Source organism: Desulfuromonas sp. TF (genome assembly GCF_000472285.1).
Taxonomy (GTDB): Bacteria; Desulfobacterota; Desulfuromonadia; order Desulfuromonadales; family ATBO01; genus ATBO01.
Genome location: NZ_KI421424.1, coordinates 44251 through 64260, shown reverse-complemented (window position 1 = coordinate 64260; position 20010 = coordinate 44251). Strand labels below are relative to the sequence as shown.

The 20010-nt window shown below is 58.6% G+C and carries 14 protein-coding genes; 11 read left to right on the top strand and 3 right to left on the bottom strand.

Translation table 11 applies throughout. From position 1 onward, the window contains the following. Complete coding sequence (locus DTF_RS0116565) at positions 1 to 1404, bottom strand: cbb3-type cytochrome c oxidase subunit I (RefSeq protein ID WP_027716227.1); 1404 nt, start codon at positions 1402 to 1404, stop codon at positions 1 to 3. A 421-nt stretch (positions 1405 to 1825) separates the two neighbouring features. Between DTF_RS0116565 and DTF_RS0116555 the strand changes: the two genes are divergently transcribed. The 7 genes from DTF_RS0116555 (at position 1826) to DTF_RS0116525 (ending at position 14371) form a co-directional block, all read left to right on the top strand. Continuing rightward, positions 1826 to 2794, top strand: a complete 969-nt coding sequence (locus DTF_RS0116555) for a polyprenyl synthetase family protein (protein ID WP_027716226.1) — start codon at positions 1826 to 1828, stop codon at positions 2792 to 2794. A gap of 114 nt (positions 2795 to 2908) precedes the next feature. Next, the gene (locus DTF_RS26280) at positions 2909 to 3244 is read left to right on the top strand and encodes a hypothetical protein (RefSeq protein ID WP_226989392.1); all 336 of its coding nucleotides are present in this window, start codon (positions 2909 to 2911) and stop codon (positions 3242 to 3244) included. Between the two features lie 88 nt (positions 3245 to 3332). Continuing rightward, positions 3333 to 5840: a PAS domain-containing sensor histidine kinase gene (locus tag DTF_RS0116545; protein ID WP_027716224.1), complete on the top strand. Its 2508-nt coding sequence runs from the start codon at positions 3333 to 3335 to the stop codon at positions 5838 to 5840. A 252-nt stretch (positions 5841 to 6092) separates the two neighbouring features. Further along, positions 6093 to 7481: a sigma-54 dependent transcriptional regulator gene (locus tag DTF_RS0116540; RefSeq protein ID WP_027716223.1), complete on the top strand. Its 1389-nt coding sequence runs from the start codon at positions 6093 to 6095 to the stop codon at positions 7479 to 7481. A gap of 303 nt (positions 7482 to 7784) precedes the next feature. Then, entirely contained in the window at positions 7785 to 9530 is a 1746-nt protein-coding gene (locus tag DTF_RS0116535; protein WP_027716222.1) for a DASS family sodium-coupled anion symporter, read from the top strand. A gap of 177 nt (positions 9531 to 9707) precedes the next feature. Next, positions 9708 to 11981, top strand: a complete 2274-nt coding sequence (hypF, locus tag DTF_RS0116530) for a carbamoyltransferase HypF (protein WP_027716221.1) — start codon at positions 9708 to 9710, stop codon at positions 11979 to 11981. Beyond that, positions 11978 to 14371: an ATP-dependent DNA helicase gene (locus DTF_RS0116525; RefSeq protein WP_027716220.1), complete on the top strand. Its 2394-nt coding sequence runs from the start codon at positions 11978 to 11980 to the stop codon at positions 14369 to 14371. Before hypF ends, DTF_RS0116525 begins: the two co-directional genes overlap by 4 nt. Positions 14372 to 14474: 103 nt before the next feature. Here DTF_RS0116525 and DTF_RS27350 read toward each other — a convergent pair whose 3' ends face one another. Then, positions 14475 to 14765 (bottom strand): hypothetical protein, encoded by a 291-nt coding sequence (locus DTF_RS27350; RefSeq protein ID WP_027716219.1) that lies wholly within the window; start codon positions 14763 to 14765, stop codon positions 14475 to 14477. Positions 14766 to 14886: 121 nt separating this feature from the next. After that, positions 14887 to 15345 (bottom strand): division/cell wall cluster transcriptional repressor MraZ, encoded by a 459-nt coding sequence (locus DTF_RS0116515; protein ID WP_027716218.1) that lies wholly within the window; start codon positions 15343 to 15345, stop codon positions 14887 to 14889. Positions 15346 to 15563: 218 nt separating this feature from the next. Between DTF_RS0116515 and DTF_RS0116510 the strand changes: the two genes are divergently transcribed. The 4 genes from DTF_RS0116510 (at position 15564) to eutC (ending at position 19976) form a co-directional block, all read left to right on the top strand. Further along, entirely contained in the window at positions 15564 to 15938 is a 375-nt protein-coding gene (locus DTF_RS0116510) for a response regulator (RefSeq protein WP_027716217.1), read from the top strand. Positions 15939 to 16121: 183 nt separating this feature from the next. After that, positions 16122 to 17666 carry an ATP-binding protein gene (locus DTF_RS25720; protein ID WP_226989391.1) on the top strand — a complete coding sequence of 515 codons (1545 nt, stop codon included), beginning with the start codon at positions 16122 to 16124 and terminating at the stop codon, positions 17664 to 17666. Positions 17667 to 17799: 133 nt separating this feature from the next. Then, complete coding sequence (locus DTF_RS0116500) at positions 17800 to 19191, top strand: ethanolamine ammonia-lyase subunit EutB (RefSeq protein ID WP_027716216.1); 1392 nt, start codon at positions 17800 to 17802, stop codon at positions 19189 to 19191. Continuing rightward, positions 19188 to 19976, top strand: a complete 789-nt coding sequence (gene eutC, locus DTF_RS24080; protein WP_051361404.1) for an ethanolamine ammonia-lyase subunit EutC — start codon at positions 19188 to 19190, stop codon at positions 19974 to 19976. Before DTF_RS0116500 ends, eutC begins: the two co-directional genes overlap by 4 nt. The last annotated feature ends 34 nt before the right edge of the window (positions 19977 to 20010 follow it).

Here is a 20010-nt window from a genome sequence, read left to right as displayed (position 1 = left end):
TCATGCCTGTTTCGCCGTGGAGGAAAGGGGCTCCTCCTTGCGGGCCGTCATGGCCAGGTTGTAGATGAAGATCCCGACTCCGGCGAGATAGATCACTCCGCTGATGGCCCGGGCCCACCAGTAGGGATACATTTCGATCAGGGTCTCCATGAAGGAGTAGGAGAGGCTGCCGTCCGGATTGAGAGCATGCCACATGCCGGCCTGCTGCACGCCGGCCATCCACATGCTCACGGAGTAGAGAAGCTGGCCGACCAGCACCAGCCAGAAATGCAGGTTCGCCAGGGGAATGCTGTAGAGTTCCCGGTTGTAGATGCGCGGCGCCAGGTAGTAGATGGCGGCGAACATGACCAGCGAAACCCAGCCGAGGGTCCCCATGTGGACGTGCCCGGGAACCCAGTCGGTGTAGTGGATAAAGGCGGAGAAGGATCGAACGGCCTGGAGGGGACCCTGGAGGGTCTGGAGGCCGTAGAAGGTGATGCCGAGGATGAGGAACTTGACCAGGTAATTCTCGCGCATCTGGTGCCATTGTCCCCGCATGGAGAGATACCCGTTGAAGACCGAACCCCAGGAGGGGGCGATGAGCATGATCGAGAAGGCCATGGCCAGAGTCTGAATCCAGTCGGGGACCGGGGTCCACAGCAGATGGTGGGCGCCGGTCCAGAGATACATGAAGATCAGGCTCCAGAAGGCGATGATTCCGAGGCGGTGGCTGTAGATGGGGACCCCCGTCGATTTGGGGAGGAAGTAGTAGAAGACCGCCAGAGGGGGAGCAGTAAGAACCATGGCCACGGCATTGTGGCCGTACCACCATTGAACGTTGGCGTCGTTGGTCCCGGCGTAGGCTGAGTAGGATTTGAAAAGGGACACCGGCACCTCGGCGGCATTCACCAGGTAAAGGACGGCCACTCCCACGATGGAGGCGAGCATGAACCAGAGCGAGATGTACATCTGCTCTTCGTGTCGCTTCATGATGGTCATGATGATGTTTACAGCGAACGCCACCCACAGGACGACGACCATGATGTCCACCGGCCACTCGAGTTCATGGTATTCCTTGCTGGTGGAATATCCCAGCAAAAGGGTTATTGCGGCGACAATGATGGTGGCGTTGAAGAACCAGAGCTGAAAGCGGGCGAGGCGATCGCTCCAGAGGGGGCGTCGGCAGAGACGCTGGACCATGTAAAGGAAGGTGGCGAAAAAGCTGCCGATAGCCCAGCCGAAAATGCCTGCATTGGTATGTACGGGGCGCAGCCGGCCGTAAGTGAAATAGGGGGGGAAGTTGAGGGCGGGCTCGACCATCTGGAAGGAAATAAGCACGCCCACCAGAATAGCCACCAGGCCCCACAGAATGCTCCAGTGAACGAAGCTCTTGACGATGGCGCTATTGTACGCCGGATTCTCCATGAACGCCTCCTTTGCGAAAAGAAATCTCCAAATGACTAATTATAGATGGATGGAAGGCTCTGTCAAAAATCCTGAGCAGGAATTATGAATCCGATCCAATTTATTACAAACTTGGTCATAAATATAATTTTCATATCGACATCTGTCAAATAAAAAAAGAGAAGATGATAAAAAACGAGTATTGTTAGCTTGGGCAAATCTGCTCGCTTGAGCAAATCTTGACACTTCATCTGCCCTCCTCTATCATGCCCCCAATGGATGCTGAGGTAAGAATCGGCGTCTGAAAGACCTGTGAAAGGTTGCCTCACTTCGGATGCGGGAAGGCGAGATCCGGCGCCGCAACTTAAAAATGTTTTGACAACAGATCAACCGATCTTTAGGATGTGATAGATTTTCCCTCTAAAAGGATACTTGTGTTTCGATGGATAAAGTCCTGGCATTATTAGACGACGATCTGATCAGGGTCGAGGCTCAGTTTAAAAAGGACTTGACCTCTGAAGTCGCCTTGATTCGCAAGGTCGGAGAGTATGTCCTTGCCAGCGGCGGCAAACGTATCCGGCCGATGCTTCTTCTGCTTTGTTCCCGTCTGGGAGGATACCGGGGAGATTATCACATCGGCCTGGCCAGTGTCGTGGAGTTTATCCATACTGCGACATTGCTGCATGACGACGTTGTTGACAGCGCCATACTGCGGCGGGGGAATGCTTCGGCCAATGCCGTCTGGGGCAACGAGGCTTCAGTTCTTGTGGGCGATTTTCTCTTTGCAAAGTCGTTCTCCATCATGGTCCGTGGCGGCAATCTGCAGATTCTCGAAGTCCTCTCCGACGCCACCACCATGATGGCTGAAGGAGAGGTTCTTCAACTCATCAACACCTGCGACCTCGATCTGGATGAGGACAGCTACATCTCAGTCGTGCGGAACAAGACGGCCATCTTGATCGCTGCCGCCTGTCAATGCGGCGGCATTCTGGGTCAGGTGACTCCGCAGCAGGAAGCGGCGCTTTCAGAATTCGGACTGGAACTCGGTATCGCTTTCCAGTTTATGGATGACGCCCTGGACTATGTGGCTGATCAGTCCGAATTCGGCAAGGCGAAGGGGCACGATCTGGCGGAGGGCAAGATGACGCTTCCGCTGATTCACGCTCTGCGGCATTGCGATGCCGAGGAGCGGAAGAGGGTGGCCGAAATCGTCGAGAAGGAGGAGTTGACTTCTGATGATTTCGCCTATGTCATCGACCTGATAGAACGCTGCAAGGGTATTGACTATACCCGCTCGCGCGCCCGGGAACTGGTGACAATGGCCAAGAGACGCCTGGACGTTTTCCCGGATGGACCTGAAAAAGAGGCCCTTTTCAGTTTGGCCGATTATGCGGTGGACCGGCGCAAGTAAGCTGGAATTTTCCTGTTATTTGACTTAGTCGAGCTTAGTTATATCGCCCCTTCGCCCGAATCAGGCCGGAGGGGCGATTCTTTTTTGTGTGAGAAAACAGAGGATTCCAAGACTGTGGATTCGCGCGATGATGTTGGCTCAGAATTTGCTCATGTGTATTCCGGTTACGGGAAAAATTTACCGGACACTCTGCTCCGCCAAGCGAGAAATGCTATGGATACCGAGAATCTTGTTCACAGAAGCCACTTCAATATTGCAGGACGCGACTACGAAGTCCTGGTGTTCTGCCGACCTGACGGCAGTCATGTCGCCAAAACCTACTTCACTTCCGACGATGTGATCATCAATGATGGCCCGTCTCTGGATCATGTCCTCAATAAGCATCAACGGTTATTGCCCCTGGCCGTTAACTCAAGGCATATTCTTGAAGAGTTCCGACGCGAAACTTGATCAAGACTTTTTCCATCCCGGTTTTCCCCAGCATCTCTGCGCCGCTCCTAAGCTTTTAATCCAGCCTCGTTTTCTGCTATAATCACGCATGTTTCGCCTGAATCTCCATAAAAAAGTTCTAACTGCTTTTCTGGTCCTCTCTCTGGCGCCCCTGGTTCTGCTCGCCCTGAACTCGATCCAGAGTCTGCGCTCGGTCGAAGCGCTTTTGAGGGAGAGTGCGACCGAAGCTCTCGACACGCAGGCTGCACGCGCCCTGGAACTCAGGGCGGAGATGGTGGCCGGCGAGGTGGGCACCTTCCTTCGCTCGGCGGAAGAAGATCTGCGCACACTGGCCCTGCTCTCTCCGGAAGAGCAGACGTATCTCGCCTTCAGTCGCAATCATCGTCGCGAGATCTGGTATCGCGACGGGACAAACGATGCTCCTGTGGAGGTGCGGGAGGCCGTTCCCCTTTATAGCGAGCTGGCTTTCATCGGAGCAGACGGAAAAGAGCGGCTGCGCGTGGTCGGCGACCGTGCCGCGGGTCCTCTGCGCGATCTCTCGGATCCGGCCAATACGACCTACCTGACCGAAACCTACTTTATCGAGGCCAGAGAGCTTCCACCGGGCGAGGTGTACGTTTCCCACGTCACCGGCTGGCATGTCGACAAGGAGCAGCAGCTCCAGGGGGCGTCCACACCGGAGCTGGCCGTGGAGGGCGTCTCCTATGTCGGAGTCGTCCGGTTCGCCATGCCCGTGCGGGACCGGTCCGGGGAAGTCTCCGGAGTCGTGGTTCTCTCCCTTGATCATCGCCACCTGATGGAGTTTACCCAGCACATTATCCCGACCGCGGAAAATCACGTCCTTTTCCCCTCTTATGACAGCGGCAATTATTCCTTCATGTTCGATGACGAAGGCTGGATCATCACTCATCCAAAATACTGGGACATCCGGGGGCTGGACCGAAGGGGTAAGCTGGTTCCTCCCTATACCTCCAGTTCGTCGCCGGAAGTGGTGAAGAAGGGGATCATCCCCTACAATCTCCCTTTTGCCGGGTTTATTCATCCCAATTACCCGGTTGTGGCCGAGGAGGTCCTCTCCGGCAGATCCGGGGTGGTCGATGTCACCAATGTCGGCGGTTCTCAGAAAATCATGGCCTTTGCTCCTATCCCTTACCATGGCGGCGATTACCGGCGCCATGGTATCTTCGGGGGGATTACCATCGGCGCGGAGGTCGAGAACTTTCATAGGCCTGCCCTGGAGGCATCGGTTCTTATCCGGAAGAAATTCACCCAGTTTGTCGGGCAGACATGGGGTCTGATCGCCTTGACAGGTTTTCTGGTCCTTTTTGCCGCCTACCTTCTTTCGCGAAGCATTACTAAACCTCTGATGCAGCTCATCATCGGGACCCGGGAGATGGCCCGTGGCAATCTCTCGACCAGGGTGGTGGTCACCTCTCATGACGAGGTGGGGCAGTTGACTGAATCTTTTAATGCCATGGCCGGAGAACTCAATTCCCGGCGGGCAAAACTACTGAAGACCTTTGAGGCCCTGCGCCGCTCCCGTAAGGAGATCTTCCGGGAGCGCAATTTCAAGGAGACGATCGTCGAAAATATTGAAACCGGCATTCTGACGCTGGATGCCCGTGGTGATGTCACATCGGTCAATGGCCCAGCATGCCGCATCCTCGGCCTGGATGGCTCCCTCGTCTCCGCCCCGCTTTCGGATCTGTTCACCGACTGGCCCGAAATACTGCAGGCCCTGGAGGATGTCGACCTTCAGAAAGAACAGGGACACTGGAGCCGTTATGTCGACTTGGAGCGCAACGAAAAGAACCTGACCTTCAGGATTGCGCTTCTTCCCCTGACCTTCGGTGACGAGGGCGGACGCATTCTGGCTGTTGAAGATCTCACCGAAAGGGTCAATCTCCGCCAGCGCATGGAAAGAATGGAACGTCTTGCATCCCTGGGGCGGCTCTCCGCCGGGATTGCCCACGAGGTCCGCAATCCCTTGACAGGAATCAGTCTGTTGCTGGATGAACTTCATGACCGACTCATCGGCCAGACCGGGGATCAGGTGCTGATCCGCCGGGCCTTGGGGGAGATGGAGCGCCTGGAGCGCCTGGTCGGTGAATTGCTCAACTTTGCTTCCCAGCCCCAGATCAAACTGGAGCCCGGCGATGTGGGCGCCGTGCTCGGGGATAGTCTCTTTTTTATCAAGAAGCAGTGCCAGCAGAGCGGGATCGAACTGGTTGAGCTCATTGCCGAAGACCTTTCCCCCCTGATGCTCGATCAAAGCAAATTGAAGCAGGCGTTTCTCAACCTTTTCACCAATGCCCTCGAGGCCATGCCCAGCGGCGGCACCCTTACGGTCACCGCCCGAAAGGAAGGGGAAAATATCCTGATAATGGTTCGGGATACCGGAGAAGGCATGGCTCCGGAACGCATTCCTCTGATCTTCGAACCCTTTTATACCAGCAAGGGGGAGGGGACCGGCCTGGGGCTGTCTATCACTCATAACATCGTCTCTGAGCATGGCGGACGCATCGAAGTTGAAAGCCGTCCCGGGCATGGGAGTTCCTTCACCCTCCTGTTTCCCTTGACTTCAAGTGGCGGTTAAACGCCGATCCAGCCCCTTTCTTAACCCTTTGATCGCATCTTTTACCGTATCTGTGGCGAAAATCCACCATTTTTTTATTGCCTTTGGTGAAGTGCGCACCTAATATGGTATACGTTTTGCCTTAATGAGTTCTTTGGCTCGCCGAAGCTCAATCGTCGACGAAAACGAAAGATCCTGTTCCCAAGGGATGAAGGGTCCCTGTGTGAGTGATTTTGAAGCCGAGTCCGCCGTCCGGAACGGCAAGGAGCGTCCATGGTAAACATATTGATCGTCGATGATGAAGCCTTTATCCGCGAGAATCTGGAACGCATTCTGGCGGAGGACGGTTATCGCCCATTTTCGACGGAGAGCGGCGCCGAAGCCGTAAAAAAAGTCAGCGAGGAGGATGTGGACCTGGTCCTTCTTGATCTGAATCTGGCCGGCAAAAGCGGTCTCGACGTTCTTCGCGAGCTCAAGGAGATCGATCCCGAGGTTCTGGTGATCATCATTACCGGTTACGGGACGGTGGAAAGCGCCGTAGAGGCTCTCAAGATGGGGGCTTACGACTACATGAAGAAGCCCTTCAAGGCGGACGCCATCCGACTGATCGTCAAGCTTGCCCTTGAAACCCAGAGTCTGCGCAGGGAGGTCCGGCACCTGCGGCGCGACGCCAAGGACAAGGACCTCCTCGATTCGGCCGACATGGTCGGCTCCAGTCCCGCGCTGCTTCAGGTGTATCGCCAGATTCGGGAAGTGTCCAAGCATGAGACGGCGACCGTCCTTATCACCGGCGAGAGCGGTACCGGCAAGGAACTGGTTGCCCGGGGCATTCACAACCTGTCGCCGCGAAAGGAGCGCCCTTTTGTCGAAATCAATTGCGGCTCACTTCCCTTCAACCTGCTCGAAACCGAACTCTTCGGCCACGAGCGGGGCGCCTTCACCGACGCCAAGAACCGCAAAATAGGTCTTTTCGAGGAATCAAACGGCGGGACCATCTTTCTCGATGAGATCGGGGAAATGGACATGAATCTTCAGGTAAAGCTTTTGAGGGTTCTGGAGGACAGGAAGATCCGGCGCCTCGGGGGCAACCGTAATATCGACATCGATGCGCGGGTTATCGCCGCGACCAACCGAAACCTGAAAGAGGCGATCGAAGACAAAACTTTCCGCGAAGATCTCTATTACCGCCTCAATGTTTTCCCCATACATATTTCGCCACTGCGCGATCGGCGGGAGGATATCCCGCCTCTGCTCGATTATTTCATCAAACGCTTCAGCCGCGAATTCAACAAGCGGATCCGGGAGATTTCCCGCGACGCCCTCGACTTGCTTATACGCTATCACTGGCCGGGGAACGTCCGCGAGCTTCGGAACGTGGTCGAGAGAATCTGCATCATGCACAATGCGGAAGTGATCAAACCGGACTTTCTGCCCGGCGAAATATGGGGGGAGGCGCCGCGCCGGGAGGCGCCCTGTTCCTATGACATCCCTCCCGAGGGGATCATGCTTGAAGAAATGATCGGAGAGATTGAAAAGGATCTGATCGAAAAGGCGGTAAGGATCACCGGCGGCAATGTGGCCAAAACGGCCCGTTTGCTCAATGTCCCCCGCGGGACCCTGCGCTATAAACTGGAAAAGTACGGGGTGGCCGGAGAAGGCTGACACGGGAATTTTGGCCAAAAATAGCCATTTATGGCAGACACCTAAAGACCCATCCAGAAAAAGCGGCCAAATCCGGCCGCTTTTTCTGCGTTGAGCACCTGCAATGGCCAGTGGTTTTTATAACGATATTTGAAATCTATCGATTTAATTCTTTTCTAAGTCATTGAAACTCCAATGGTGTATACGCATTGAGCCTCGCAGACCCCCGTGGTTCAGCGGCGAATTGGCACCCGGGTTGCTAAAAGTAAAAAAGCGTGTCGATTTTGAGTTTTCATTTACATCATTGGAAGGAGAGTACGTATCATGATGACAGCAGTCTGGAACCGTCTCTGGCAAATGCATGATGAGACCAAGGCCCTCGTCCTGTTCAGCCCCAAGGCCCTTTTCAAAAAGATCAAGGGAGAAAACCTCCAGTTCAGCAGAGGCCGTCTGGAACGAGACGTCGACCTGGCTGACGAATTTGAGGAGGCGCCGGCGGAGCACTCCCGCCGCATCCAGTCGGGTCCTGGGGGAATAGAGGAGGGAGAGCCCCGGGAATACACCAGACGCCAACAGATCGGTCTTTTCCTGGGCCCCATCCTGTTTGCCCTGATGCTGGTGGCCCCCACGCCGGCCGGCATGGAGCCGATTGCCCAGAAGATGGCGGCCGTAGCCATGCTGATGGCTACCTGGTGGATGTGCGAATCGATTCCCATTCCGGCGACGAGCCTCCTGCCGATCGCCCTTTTCCCTATGCTGGGGATCATGCCCACAGGCAAGGCCACGGCTCCCTACGCCAGTCATCTTATCTATCTCTTCATGGGGGGCTTCATCATCGCCCTGTCCATGCAGCGCTGGAACCTGCACCGGCGCATCGCCATGAATATTGTCAAAATAGTGGGCTTTTCGCCGGGACGGCTGATCTTCGGCTTCATGGCTGCGACCGCCGCACTCTCCGCTTTCGTCTCCAATACAGCCACCACCGTCATGATGATGCCTATCGGCCTGGCCATCATCACGCACGTCATCGAGGAAGGTAAGAAGGAAGGTCTCGACCGGGAGATCGATTTTTCCCCCGACAAGTTCGCCTTCGGCCTCAACCTCATGCTCGGCATCGCCTATGCCGCCTCCATCGGCGGAATCGCCACCCTGATAGGCACCCCTCCCAACACCATTCTGGCCGGATATCTGCAGAAGACCTACGGGTACGAGATCACCTTCGCAGTCTGGATGAAAGTGGGGGTTCCCCTGGTGCTGGTGATGCTGCCGCTGTGCTGGCTGTGGCTGACCCGGGTGGCTAATCCGATGAAACTGAAGAAAGTACCGGGCGGCCGCGACATGATTAATCGGGAATTGCGGCAGATGGGATCCATGAACACCGGCGAACGATGGACTGCGCTGGTCTTCCTGCTGACCGCCTTGGCCTGGATTTTCCGCAAGAATATCGATTTCCTCTTCCCTGATCCCAAGATGGTGACCGACGCCGCCATCGCCATGACCGGGGCCATCGTCCTTTTCCTCATTCCGATCAATCTGAAAAAGAATGAATTCGTCATGGATTGGCATTGGGCCTCCAAAATGCCCTGGGGAGTGCTCATCCTCTTCGGCGGCGGTCTCGCCATGGCCGCCGGCTTCAAGGATACCAAGCTGGCCGACTGGATCGGATCCCAGGTGGGCCTGCTGAGCAACGCCCCGATCCTGATCCTGGTCATTGCCGTGACCACCCTGATCATCTTCCTGACGGAGCTGACCTCCAATACCGCCACCGCGGCCATGGTCATGCCGATCCTCTCGGCGGTCGCCATCGGCCTCGGCCAGAGCCCTCTGTTGCTGATCGTCCCGGCCGCTATCGCCGCTTCCTGCGCCTTCATGCTGCCGGTGGCCACCCCGCCCAACGCCATTGTCTTCGGTTCCGGCTATGTCACCATCCCGCAGATGGTCAAGAGCGGCTTCGGGCTCAATATCATCGGCATCGCCCTGACCGTGGTCGTCACCTATCTCCTGGTGCTTCCCATGTTCGGCGTGATGCTCAACGAAGTGCCCGCCTGGGCTCAGCTCGTCGTAAAGTAAAATAGAAAATTCCCCTTTGGACCCTTCCCCTCCGGGTCCCTTCGCCCCGCTTCCGGCCTCCTCCGAAGCGGGGCATTTTTTTTGAGGCGCGGGACGAGGGACGCGGGACGAGATGTTCATTGCCTCCTCTGCCCGGTGATGGTAAAAAGAGGGAAATTCTTCAAACTGGGAAGTTGAATGTCCGATCTGCAGCGCAGGCGCATCGAAATCGAAGGAATCGTTCAGGGAGTCGGTTTTCGTCCCTTTGTCTATCAGACCGCGCTGAAATGGGGAATTGCCGGTTGGGTGCGCAACGACAGCCGGGGCGTCACCGTGGAGGCGGAAGGGGAAATGAAAAGGCTGGCCCGTTTTCTCTGGGCCCTGCGGGAGGAGATTCCGCCCCTGGCTTCCATCTCCCGATTTGAGGTCGCCGGAGTCCCGGTGAGCGGCGAGACCGATTTCGTCATCCGCAAAAGCGAAGGGGAGGCGGCCAAGACGGCCCAGATCTCCCCCGATACCTTCGTCTGCCCCGACTGCCTCGACGAACTGTTCGAGCCCCAAAACCGTCGTTATCGCTACCCCTTCATCAATTGCACCAATTGCGGACCGCGATACAGCATCGTCATGGCGATCCCCTACGATCGTCCCAACACCACCATGGCCGATTTCCCTCTGTGTCCGGCCTGCCGCGCCGAGTACGACGATCCGTCCTCGCGCCGCTTCCACGCCCAGCCCAACGCTTGTCCCGAATGCGGTCCCCGCCTCTCTCTTCTCGACAAGAAGGGGAGAAGGATGTCTGCGGAAGATCCGATTGCGGCGACGGCCGAACTGCTGCGCCGGGGGAAGATCGTGGCGATCAAGGGGATAGGAGGGTATCATCTCGCCGTCGATGCGATGAACGATGACGCTGTTCGGAAACTGCGCCGGCGCAAGGCGCGGGACGAGAAGCCTTTCGCCCTGATGTCCTGGTCGAGCGCCCAAGTTCTCGAGTACGCCCATGCCGAGGTGGACGAACTGCGCCTTCTCTCCGGTGTCGAGCGCCCCATCGTTCTGCTGAGGCAGAGGGCGGGACATCCTCTCTCGGCGACTATCGCCCCGCGAAACCGTTATTTCGGCGTGATGCTCCCTTATGCTCCCCTGCATTATCTGCTGCTCAAAGACTCCTTCCTCGCCTTGGTCATGACCAGCGGCAACCTCTCCGACGAACCGATCGTCTTCGAGGACGGCGAGGCCGTCGTACGCCTCGGGGGCATCGCCGATGCGGTCCTCACCCACGACCGGCGCATCCATACCCGCACCGACGACTCCATCGCCCGGGTGATGGCCGGTAAAGCCCTGCTGCTGCGCCGCTCCCGGGGGTTTGTGCCGCGCGGCGTTTTTCTCTCCAAGGACCAGCCTTCGGTTCTGGCGGTGGGGGCGGAGCTCAAGAACGCCGTCTGCCTCACCCAGGACAACCGGGCCTATCTGAGCCAGCACGTCGGCGACCTGAAGAATGCAGAAGCTTGCGGCTCCTTCGAAAGGACGATCGAACATCTGCAGGGGATCCTCGAGGTGCGTCCGCGGATCGTCGCTCACGATCTGCATCCCGATTACCATTCCACCCGCTACGCCGAGGGGCTCGAGGGGGTGCGCCGGGTGGCGGTGCAGCACCACCACGCCCACCTGGCGAGCTGCCTGGCCGAACACGGTGCCGAAGGAGAGGCGATCGGGGTCATCTTCGACGGCATCGGATACGGCGACGACGGCCATATCTGGGGGGGTGAGTTCCTGATGGGGGATTGCGCCGGATACCGGCGGGCGGGGCATTTCGCCTATGTGCCGATGCCCGGAGGCGACGCGGCCACAAAGGAGCCCTGGCGCATGGCCCTCAGCTACCTCCACCTCGCCTACGGTCGAGACCTGCCGGAATTGCCGGTGGTGGAGGAAATTCCCGAAAGGGAACGCACGCTGCTGCTGCAGATGATCGAGAAGGGAATCAACGCCCCTCTTACCTCGAGCTGCGGGCGCCTTTTCGATGCCGTGGCGGCGCTGGCGGGAATCCGCAGCCGGATCAGCTATGAAGGGCAGGCGGCGCTGGAACTGGAGATGGCGGTCGAGGGGGAAGGGGAGGCGGGGTTCTATCCCTATGACATCGACCATGCCGGGGAGTGCTACATCATCGAGCAGGCCGCTGCTATCCGGGCAATCGTGGACGACCTGCGTGGCGGCGTGGCGGCGGGGGTGGTCAGCGCCCGCTTCCACAACACCCTTGCCGCCGTCATCGCCGAGACCTGCGCGCTCCTGCGCGGCGACACCGGCCTGTCCCGCGTCGCCCTCTCAGGCGGCGTTTTCCAGAACCGCTATCTCACGGAAAAGAGCGTGCAGATCCTTCGGCGCGCCGGCTTCGAAGTGCTCACCCACTCCCTTGTTCCCCCCAACGACGGCGGCCTGGCCCTCGGACAGGCGGTGATCGCAGGACATGCCTGCCGGTGAGTGCTGCGACGAAACTCATCACGATCTCTCTGCGCGATTTTGCCCTGCCGGTACCCCGTACCGGAAGCATTGAAGCTCATTCGGGGTATGGATGCTCAGCCGCCGATGGGCAGGAGATCCATGTCCGCGTGCAGAAGAAGAGGGAGAAGGACGATCCCCTGTACCAGTCCGAAGTGGCGATAAGCTCTCTGTTCGATCGGGAGGAGTATCGCTTCCGGATCGACGGCCGGATGGATGGTCTCTTCAAGCACGATCTGCCGAAGATCGAGGAAATCAAATCCGGTTTCAACATCCCGGAGCTTGGACGCCGGCTCGCTGACAACCCGATGGACCACCCCTATGGCCTGCAGCTTCTGACCTACGGATACTTCTACTGGCGCGAGCACGGCGTCCCTCCCGCACTTTCCTTCCACCTCGTCTCCTCCCGCAGCGGCGAATCCCAAGATCTCGACGTTACCCTCGATCTCCCCCTTTATGAACAATGGCTGAACTCCCGTCTCGACGAGCTCGTGGTGGACGCAAGACGGGCGAAAAAGCGTGCGGCCAGGCGGCGGAAAATCGCGTCCCGCTTCATGTTTCCCTTCCCGAACCCGCGACCCGGTCAGGTCGAACTTATGCAGGAGATCGAGCAGGGAATGACGGAGGGGAGACCAGTTCTAGTCCAAGCCCCTACCGGGCTCGGGAAAACCGTCGGAGTCCTCTATCCCGTGCTCCGGGAAGCGCTGAGCCGGGGGCAGAAAACGGTCTACGTCACACCGAAAAACAGCCAGCACTCGGTTGCCGAGGACGCGGTCACCCGTTTTCAGGGGACAGGCGCGCTCGTCAAATCCCTTTCGATCACGGCAAAAGCCAAAATCTGCTTCAAGGACGAGCCGCTGTGCAGCCCCGAATACTGTGAGTACGCCCGTGATTATTACGCGAAGGTCCAGGCTCACGAGCTTGTCGAGATCCTGGCGCGAAAGAGGAAGCTGAAGGCCCGCACCTTTCGCGATCTGGGCGAGCAATACCAGGTCTGTCCCTTCGAATTGCAGCTGGAAGGCGCCCAGGAGGCGGATGTCGTCATCTGCGACTACAACTACGTCTTCGCTCCGCGTTCGGCGCTGGGCCGCGTGACGGACCTCGGCATCGATCAGGCCGGAAAGCCCAGCCTGGTGATCGATGAAGCCCATAATCTCCCCGCCCGGGCCATGGACTATTACTCTCCGGGCCTCTCCTCCGTCACGCTGGAGAGGATGCGTGAAGAGATCCGCGACCTCCCGGCCCGCTTCCGGCGCGAGGCGGAGGAGCTTCTAGACGGCTGCATCCGGGCAGTGGAGTCCTGCCGCCAGGGTGAAAGACCAGGGCCGATGCGGATCGATCCGCCGGGAGATTGCTTTCTCGAACAGGATGCCAGGCTTCGCGCCTTTTTGTCCCGCTACCTCGACTCCGACGTGGAGATAAAGAATAAGGATGTGGTCCTGCGCCTCTGCTTTTACTGGTCTGAGTTCACGGAAATGCTGGAGTACGCCGGCGATCCCGGCAGACAGGAGTTCTTCACCACCTTTCATCCCCATCCGACCGGCGGCACAATCAAGATCAGCTGCTGCGATGCCTCTGCCATGCTGAAGGATTGCTATGGGGAATACGAGCAGGTGGCTGGGTTCTCGGCAACGCTGAAACCTTTCGATTATTACGTGCGGCTCTCCGGTCTGGATGCGGAGAGAGTGAGGACGGCGGAATTCGAAAGCCCCTTTCCGACGGAGAAGCGAAAGCTTCTGATCATTCCTCAGATCTCCACGAGATACTCCCGCCGCGAAAGCAATTATGCCAGGATCGCCGATGCCGTAGAACGAATAACGGTATTGCGCCGCGGCAACTATTTCGTGTTCCTCCCCAGCTTCGACTTCCTTGAAAGAGTGGCCGCTCTCTTTCGAGTCCCTGAAGGCTTCACCGTGCTGAGGCAGGAACGGGGGATGAAGGCCTCCGCCGTAGAGACCGTCGTCGACAGTCTGCGAAACCCTGAGGATCCCACGATTGTCTTTGCCGTGCAGGGAGGTTCGTTCGCCGAGGGGATGGACTACGCTGGGGACATGGTCATCGGGGCCTTTGTGGTCGGGCCGCCGCTGCCCAGTTATGATCTCGAACGAGAGCAGATGAAGGAATATTATCAGCGGAAGTACGGCGCCGGATTCGATTACGCCTATGTGATACCCGCCATGGCCAAGGCGATTCAGGCCGCCGGAAGAGTGATCCGCTCCGAGACCGACCGCGGGCTGATTGTCCTCATGGACAGCCGGTTCATTGAACCGGGCTACACCCGATCCATGCCGGCCGACTGGTTCGAATCCGATGCGACGGAACTGGTTTCCGGCAGCATCCTGAGGGAGATTGCTGATTTCTGGGGAGCTTAGCTCGGAACAGGGGTGGCCTTTGTTTCTGGTCCTTAGGGTCAAGGCAAGACCCTGAAAGGGCCACCCTGAACCAACGGAAGCGCATCGTTGGAAGCGGTTCCTGCTACAGAGACTGCGCTTTGCCGGCCTCTTGGGTATTTATGGCAGCGCCCTGCTGTATCTTCAGCGTTGCTACCGAAGACCGCTCTTCCCAAGCCAGTTTGGCCGTGTAGATCTGCTCGGTCAGCAGCAGTGTTATCCAACTGGTACCAACCACGATCAGGAGGATGGGGATCACGTTCCTGAGCAGGTGGTACCTGCAACGCTCAAGGGTCCTGAAAACATCAGAATGGTACGAGGTTCGCCCGTTAAAAGAAATGTTCCCTCCGGCGTGGTGGATTGCACGACTTCCCATCGTTGAGCCCTCCCTTCATTCGAATGCGCGCTGTTTGCCCCGGCACACCGTGGCAAGTGGTCTACACAGCTGCAAAAACCCAAGGCCCGTTATCACGGACCGATGGGGCATCCCTCTTTCGTCAAGGAAGATCAAGGTTGTTGATCAACTCTTCATCCCTCATGATCAGCTCAACGTCGCTCCCCACTACCTCGCGGTAGCGATCAGGGCTGAAAATATCGATACGCCGAAAATTGCCGACTACCACTATCTCCCGGTCGTCCTCCCCGATGCCGGCCCACTTGCGCTGGGCCTTGCTCAGCGGGATCCGTCCCTGCTTGTCGAGAAGGACCTCTGTTTTTGGGGCGAGGTAGAGGCGGTTCAGGGCCGTGCGTTTCTTGCCGCCGGCGCATTGCTCGAGTCCCTTGACGAACCTGACCCATTCCTCGGGGGGGTAGGCGGTGAGCCCCCCGTCCATGTTCTTGGTGACGACCAGGCCTTCCTCTCCCCCGGCCTGAGTCAGCACGTCCCTGAACTCCCTGGGGATGCTGACGCGGCCCTTATCGTCAAGGGATTTGAAGTGTTCGCCAAAAAACTCCACCCGTTACTCCCTGAGATTTGCCCACGTTTAACCACCAACTCCCACTAATTACCACAACTATATCTGCCGATATCGGCAAGTCAAGCGGGGATGCTTTTTTGTTTCTGCGAGGAATTCTGTGGCAGCAGGGTGCGGCCGTTTGGAGGGGGCTTTACTTGGCCTTACCCCGTTGCTATCCTAGAGCTAGCCCTGTTTTGGGGCGGCAGAGGAGGAGACAATTGAGGATACTGATCGCGGAAGACGACCCGACGGTGCGCCAGATGATGTCGACGCTTCTATCCCGCAAACGCATAGACTGCACCGTGGTGGGGGACGGCCTCAGCGCGGTGGAGGCGTGGGAGGAAAGCGATTACGATTTCATTCTGATGGATGTCCAGATGCCGGTCATGGATGGATTGAGCGCGACCCGAAAGATCAGGGAGAAGGAAAGCGAACGTGGAGGACATACGATAATCATTGCCTTGACCGCCTATGCGATGGCCGGTGACAGAAAGAGATGTCTCGACGCCGGAATGGATGAGTACATGTCCAAGCCGATCGATTTCGAGCAGCTGTTCTCTCTGGTCGACGACTATTTACAGCAAGGGCGATAGCGATACCCGACGCTTTCTCACGTTCAACTCACGACATTCCCATCTCTGTTTCCTCAATTAAAACCGCCATTCTATTTCGCCTTCGCCGTCGGGTGCTTCGAGCTGGGGGAGATTGTCCTTCAAGAGCTGATATTATTTGGAAAGATGACAGGCGGGCCGAACCCCCCTGAAAGAGAGAGAAATTTGGGCAAAGGGCGTGAATATATCCCGGATGAGAAGCCCCTGGACCATCCTGACCTGTACAGGGAGCAGATCTTGACGGAGCAGGTCCGGCAGCTCTATGCCCTGGCACCGATAGGCATTGTGGCGACAGTCATGAATTCGCTGCTCACATTCTTCATCATGAAGGATGTGATGCGCTACAGCTTGCTCGTCCCCTGGTTCGCTGCCGTGTTAATAATCACCCTCCTCAGAGGGGTGCTTGTTGTCCGGTTCCGGAGGGTAGAGCTCGATCCGGCAACGGCCAGAATCTGGGCGAACCGCTTTATTGTGGGTCTGGTCGCCATCGGTATCGCCTGGGGGAGCATCAGTCTTCTCCCTTTTTCGGACATTTCTCTGGCCCACCAGGTTTTCATCGCTTTCGTGCTGGGGGGGATGGCTGCCGGGGCGTCGTCGACATTCGCCATGGTAAGAAATGCCTATGCGGCATTCAGCCTTCCCGCTCTGGTGCCGCTCACCCTGCACTTCTTCCTGATGAACGACGGCTTTCATTACGCCATGGCGGCGATGATCGCTTTGTTCGGCCTGTTGCTCTGGAGAATATCCAATCATAACTATGCGGTCAACAGGATGTCGCTGCTGCTCAGATTCGAAAACAGGGAGATCATCGAAAGCCTCCAAAAAGCCAAGGAAGCCGTCGAAGGACTGAACGCGCAGCTTGTGGCTGAGATCGACGCCAAGCTGAACGCGGAAGCCGAGCTGAGATCTCATCACGAACATCTTGAAAGCGTGGTCAAGGAACGGACGGCCGATCTTGTCACGGCCAACCAGCAGCTGGCCGCCGCAAGGGACGCCGCTGAGGCTGCGAGCATCGCCAAAAGCGCGTTTGTTGCCAATATGAGCCACGAGATGAGGACGCCCCTGGCGGGAGCCCTGGGGATGATCAAACTTGTGCTGGAGATGGAGATCGGCGACGAAGAGAGAAAACTGCTGGAGATGGCGAAGCGCTCCGCCGATTCGCTTCTGCGGATCATAGCGGATGTGCTTGATTTTTCCCGACTGGAAGCAGGCATGATGAGCTTTGAGGACAAGTTTTTTTCCACCAACGACGTGGTAAAGACAGCCGTCGAGGTTGTTTCGTTACACGCCCTGGAGAAAGGGCTCCATCTTTCGTGGAAGGTCGAGGAGTCCGTTCCGGAACAGGTGAAGGGAGATGACGGGAGACTGCGACAGGTGCTGGTGAACCTTCTTGGCAATTCGGTGAAGTTCACCGAGCACGGTCGTGTCGAGGTAACGGTCCGCCTTTTCGATACTCCCGTAGCGGCCGGGCGCCGGTTCATCCTGTTTTCAATCAGGGACACGGGCGAGGGTATTCCGGCGGACCAGATTGAGAAGATTTTCGGCAAATTCACCCAGCTCGACTCGTCGCTCACCAGAAGGCATGGGGGGACGGGGATTGGTCTGGCCCTGACACGGGAGATCGTCGAAAAGATGGGGGGGGAAATCTGGGTCGAAAGCACCATGGGCGTCGGCAGTACCTTTTATTTCACTCTCCCCATTTGGAAATAGGTGTGTCGAACTAGAAAATCGGCTCTGCAACCGGACTCATGGCGAATTACTCCTGCCACCTTTTATTCCTCGCGCCTGCTGTATAATTCTCATATCCCCGGACTTCATATTAACTCAGGAAAGGGTGGTGCCCATGCCGCGTTTCCGGCAGGTGCTCGGTCATCGTCAATATACCTTCGACAGCCTGAAGAGCCTGATGGCCAAGGCGAGTCCGGCACGCTCGGGGGACGAGCTGGCGGGTATCGCCGCACAGAGCACGGAGGAGCGCGTCGCCGCGCAGATCTGTCTGGCGGAGGTGCCGCTCAAGACCTTCCTCGCCGAAACGCTCGTCCCCTATGAGGAGGACGACGTCACCCGACTGATCCTCGATTCCCACGATTCGGCCGCCTTCGCGGCGGTGAGTTCCTTCACCGTCGGTGATTTCCGCAACTGGCTGCTCTCCTATGACACGGACGCCGCGGCCCTTGCCGCCCTCACCCAAGGGGTTACGCCGGAGATGGCGGCGGCGGTTTCCAAGCTGATGCGCAATCAGGACCTGATCCTGGTCTCGAAAAAGTGCCGGGTGGTCACCGCCTTCCGCGACACCATCGGCCTGCCGGGGCGCCTCTCCGTCCGCCTGCAGCCCAACGATCCGACGGACGACCCGCGGAGCATCGCCGCCTCCATCCTCGACGGGCTTCTCTACGGCGCCGGGGATGCGGTGATCGGCGTCAACCCCGCCTCCGACAGCCTGCAGAAGGTCTGCACGCTGCTGGCGATGATCGACGATCTGCGCCGCCGCTTCGACATCCCGACCCAGTCCTGCGTGCTGGCGCATGTCACCACGACCCTCGCCGCCATCGAGGGCGGTGCGCCGGTCGATCTGGTCTTCCAGTCGATCGCCGGCACCGAGGCTGCCAACCGCAGCTTCGGCATCTCGCTAAAGCTCCTGGAGGAGGCTCGGGAGGCGGCGCTGTCGCTCCGGCGCGGGACCGTCGGGGAGAACGTGATGTACTTCGAGACAGGGCAGGGGAGCGCCCTTTCGGCCAGTGCCCACCACGGGATCGACCAGCAGACCTGCGAGGCCCGCGCCTATGCCGTAGCCAGGCACTTCAAGCCGCTCCTGGTGAACACCGTGGTCGGCTTTATAGGTCCGGAGTACCTCTACGACGGCAAACAGATCATCCGCGCCGGCCTGGAGGACCACTTCTGCGGCAAGCTGCTGGGCGTCCCCATGGGGTGCGACGTCTGCTATACGAATCACGCCATGGCCGATCAGGACGACATGGATACCCTGATGACGCTCCTCGGCGTCGCGGGATGCAATTATCTCATGGGGGTGCCGGGGGCGGACGACATCATGCTCCATTACCAGAGCACCTCCTTTCACGATGTCCTCTACCTGCGCCAGGTGCTTGGTCTCAGGCCCGCCCCCGAATTCGAAAGCTGGCTGGAGGCTATCGGGGTGATGCGCGGAGAGAGAATGCTGCCGGTCGGCGAGAAGCACCGGCTGCTCGAAGAGCTACTGCCGGAGGGAAACGGATGAGCGTCAAGGATGCGCCGGTGCGGGAATCCCTGGTCATCGCCGATTCATGGGCAAAGCTGCGGCAGGTCACCGGCGCGCGGATCGCTCTCGGCCGCGTCGGCGGCAGTCTGCCGACGGCCCCGCTCCTGGAGTTTCAGCTGGCCCACGCCCGGGCTCGCGATGCGGTGCATCTGGCCTTCGACGCCGAGGGGGTGCAGCGTCTTCTGCGGGAGCGCGGCCATGAAGTCCTGCGGGTCCACAGCGAGGCGGCAAGCCGCGCCGTCTACCTGCGGCGCCCCGACCTCGGGCGCAGGCTCGACGCACCCTCACGGACGGCGCTCATGGAGTTCGCAACGGGGGGCGGAAGCGGCTTCGATGCCGCTTTCGTCATCGCCGACGGCCTCTCCCCCCTGGCGATCCACCGCCATGCCGTCGCCGTCCTCGAGCTCGCCTGGCAGTCGCTGACGGGGCAGGGATGGCGGCTGGCACCGGTCGTCGTCGCCGAACAGTCGCGGGTAGCGCTCGGCGACGAAATCGGGGAGGTGCTCGCCTCCGAGCAGGTGGCCATCCTTATCGGCGAGCGGCCGGGGCTCTCCTCGGCGGACAGCCTGGGGATCTATCTCACCTATGCCCCCCGCGTCGGGAGCACCGACGCCGAGCGCAACTGCATTTCCAATATCCGCCCGGAAGGGCTCGGCTACCAGGAGGCGGCGCAGACTCTGGTACGTCTCATGATGCGGGCACGGCACTATCGGTTGACCGGCGTAGGGCTCAAGGATGATGGTGACAGCGCGCCGCTGGAGTGAAGGTACCGGCTCTCAATTCTTCTGCTTGTCGTCC

What these genes read in the sequence shown, in the direction of transcription:
- DTF_RS0116565 (WP_027716227.1), bottom strand. Translation starts at nt 1,404, where the DNA reads ATGGAGAATCCGGCGTACAATAGCGCCATCGTCAAGAGCTTCGTTCAC.
- DTF_RS27350 (WP_027716219.1), bottom strand. Translation starts at nt 14,765, where the DNA reads ATGGGAAGTCGTGCAATCCACCACGCCGGAGGGAACATTTCTTTTAAC.
- DTF_RS0116555 (WP_027716226.1), top strand. Translation starts at nt 1,826, where the DNA reads ATGGATAAAGTCCTGGCATTATTAGACGACGATCTGATCAGGGTCGAG.
- DTF_RS0116535 (WP_027716222.1), top strand. Translation starts at nt 7,785, where the DNA reads ATGATGACAGCAGTCTGGAACCGTCTCTGGCAAATGCATGATGAGACC.
- DTF_RS0116500 (WP_027716216.1), top strand. Translation starts at nt 17,800, where the DNA reads ATGCCGCGTTTCCGGCAGGTGCTCGGTCATCGTCAATATACCTTCGAC.
- DTF_RS0116540 (WP_027716223.1), top strand. Translation starts at nt 6,093, where the DNA reads ATGGTAAACATATTGATCGTCGATGATGAAGCCTTTATCCGCGAGAAT.
- eutC (WP_051361404.1), top strand. Translation starts at nt 19,188, where the DNA reads ATGAGCGTCAAGGATGCGCCGGTGCGGGAATCCCTGGTCATCGCCGAT.
- DTF_RS0116545 (WP_027716224.1), top strand. Translation starts at nt 3,333, where the DNA reads ATGTTTCGCCTGAATCTCCATAAAAAAGTTCTAACTGCTTTTCTGGTC.
- hypF (WP_027716221.1), top strand. Translation starts at nt 9,708, where the DNA reads ATGTCCGATCTGCAGCGCAGGCGCATCGAAATCGAAGGAATCGTTCAG.